Source organism: Jeotgalibaca caeni (genome assembly GCF_028863945.1).
GTDB classification, from domain to species: Bacteria; Bacillota; Bacilli; order Lactobacillales; family Aerococcaceae; genus Jeotgalibaca; species Jeotgalibaca caeni.
Genome location: NZ_JARBEA010000110.1, coordinates 1 through 2571 on the forward strand (window position 1 = coordinate 1; position 2571 = coordinate 2571).

A 2571-nucleotide genomic window follows, 5' to 3' on the forward strand; every position below is an offset into this window, starting at 1 on the left:
AAGTAAAAAAGTTCCACACCCTTTAGTCGTTCGATGGTGTGGAACTTTTTAGGATTGGGGACTTTTGTCCCAGCCCCGTGTGAGTTTTTACGAATGTTAGTACATACTATTTTTAAGAAGTCTGGACTAGACTATCTAGCTTTTAACAAACGAAGCCCATTTAGGATTACAACCAATGTACTTCCTTCATGAATAATGACACTGATTGCTATATCCGTTAATCCTAATAAGCTAACCACAACTAGAAAAGCTACGACTGCCATTGAAAAAATAATATTTTGCCAAATGACACGATTCATTTTTGATGAAATTTTATGCGATTGGACGAGTTTGGATAAATTATTCTGCATTAAAACCAAATCAGATACCTCTACCGCTACATCGGTTCCGTCTCCCATAGCGATTCCCACATCTGCATTGACAAGGGCTGGGGCATCGTTAACACCATCCCCGACCATTGCTGTTACACCATAAGTCTCTTTTTGCTCGTCTATAATGCGAGATTTGTCTTCCGGCATGACATTAGCGATCACTTCATCTATTCCTAACTGTTTGGCGACTGCTTTTCCTGTCATTTCGGAGTCACCAGTAATTAAAGTGGTGTGTATCCCTTGTTTTTTGAAGTACGCAATGGTCTCTTTTGCATGTTCACTGGGAATGTCCATGAGGGCAATGAGTCCTATAACCTTTTCATCTTCTGCTACGTATACGACCGTATTCCCTTCTAATGCCCATTCTTTATTTAAGCGACTATACTCGTCAGGTACATCTTCAAAAGAAGTAGGTTTCCCTATGCGGTAATTTATTCCGTTATAATCTCCCGTCAATCCTTTACCGATCTGATTAGTCACTTCAATCTCGATTCTATTTTTAGCGTCAAACTTTCTTAAGATAGCATCTGCTAGAGGGTGGTTAGATTCCCTTTCAAGTGCCACTACAATATCAATCACATTTTCTTCATTTACAGAATCAGCAAAATAATAATTCGTTACTTCAGGTTTTCCTTTCGTTAAGGTCCCCATTTTATCAAAGGCAATAGCTCGAATATCGGCTAATTGAGACAAATAGGAACTGCCTTTTGAAAGCACGCCTCTTTTGGCTAGATTCGAAGTGGCTGACAAAGTTACGGATACAGTAGCTGCCGCTAGAGCACATGGCGAAGCTGCGACTAAAAGAACTAACCCTCTATAAATACTTTGTGGCCAAGTCCAAGTGGAAGAGGTCTTCCGCTACGGCCCCGAAGGTGATGGCTGTCGCGATCACGTCGATCCGTTTTTCCACGCCGCCCTTCCCAATCGCTTGCGCACCTAGAACGCGACCCGTTTCCCTATCGGCCAGCGCCTTGATGGTCAATTCCTGTCCGCCGAGATACTCGGCATGGTCAGGTTTCAGGTTGTACAGCACCTCAAACTCATAGCCTTCCTTCTCGGCTTCCTTCTCGGTCAAGCCGGTCTGGCCAACATGCAGGTCAAAGATCCGGAAAATGCCGGTTCCCAAGACACCACGGTGCTCCAGGTTTGTGATTAGGACAGAATGGGACTGCTCCCCTAGTGGCACAGGTTGGTAATGTTCATCTACCGGTTCAAATATAATCCAATCTGTATTTACATGCAATTGCCCTTCTTCACATTCGAAAGTCATGGCTGCTGCTTCTGTACTGCCGTAAAGGTCTAGAACGCTAACCTGGAAAACGGATTCTAGCTCCGCACGAACATTGGGATATAATTTTTCTCCCCCTAAAAGGATTGCAACAGGCTGAATATTTAACCGTCCTGCCTTTTGTTCTTCTGCTAGAATTTCCATCGCTGTTGCATACCCCCCAATTAAAGCTGGTTGGTACTCATTCAATTCTTTGACAAGCGTGGAAAGTGGGGAGTGGATAGAAAATGCTCATACTTTTCCGCTTGATGGCCGTCTCAAGCGTAAGCGTTCTGCAGTTGAGAATGCTGTAAAATGCCCAGTCGTAGCGCAAACCGCTGCAACTCGCCCACCTTTAGATACCGCTTTCAATATGTCGCTCCATTTCAATTTTGTTGTTCCGCGAATAGCCATCAATGTTTTCATAATCACATCTGAACCATTATCCTGAATAAAAATCCCGGGTGCTCCGGTTAACCCTGAAGTAGTCGAAACCATATAGCGCCCTAAATAAAGATGTCCAACTAATGACATATTTGAAGTAAATTGCTTCACACCTTCTATGGTGATTTCTGGATCAGTTACCCAATCATTAAAATGGTCCATGAGTTCTGATTTGGTGACTGGAGGGATTTGCTGTAAGCTTGTAATCCGCTCAGGCAACTCGCTGTATTTTTGTGCGTAATATTGAGAGTTTAATCTTGCAAAGTTAATAAGGTCAGATAAACGAGATTGTTGCCGAGAGAATGTCTTCTGGCTTGCCTCGTGTAACCTTCCTGATATCCATAGCTGCTTTTAAAGGTGAAATATTCTCCATTTCTGTCCCTCCTATCTGTTTTAAAAGTTTTATTGTCAGCCTGAATAATTCATAGTTTTTCTAAAATGCTCTCTAAGCGTTGTTCCAACACTGTTTTTTGTTTAGTTATCCGACAC

The 2571-nt window shown here is 42.7% G+C and carries 1 protein-coding gene and 2 pseudogenes; all 3 read right to left on the reverse strand.

Features of this window, described 5'->3' with window-relative positions; translation table 11 throughout:
* Nucleotides 1-131: 131 nt before the first annotated feature.
* A pseudogene (locus PVE40_RS12590) lies at nt 132-1211 on the reverse strand (heavy metal translocating P-type ATPase); the annotation flags it as partial.
* A pseudogene (locus PVE40_RS12595) lies at nt 1201-1515 on the reverse strand (FAD-dependent oxidoreductase); the annotation flags it as partial. The pseudogenes PVE40_RS12590 and PVE40_RS12595, both read right to left, overlap by 11 nt.
* A gap of 375 nt (nt 1516-1890) precedes the next feature.
* Nucleotides 1891-2301, reverse strand: coding sequence for a hypothetical protein (locus tag PVE40_RS12600; RefSeq protein ID WP_274732279.1), 411 nt, complete (start codon nt 2299-2301; stop codon nt 1891-1893).
* Nucleotides 2302-2571: the final 270 nt, after the last annotated feature.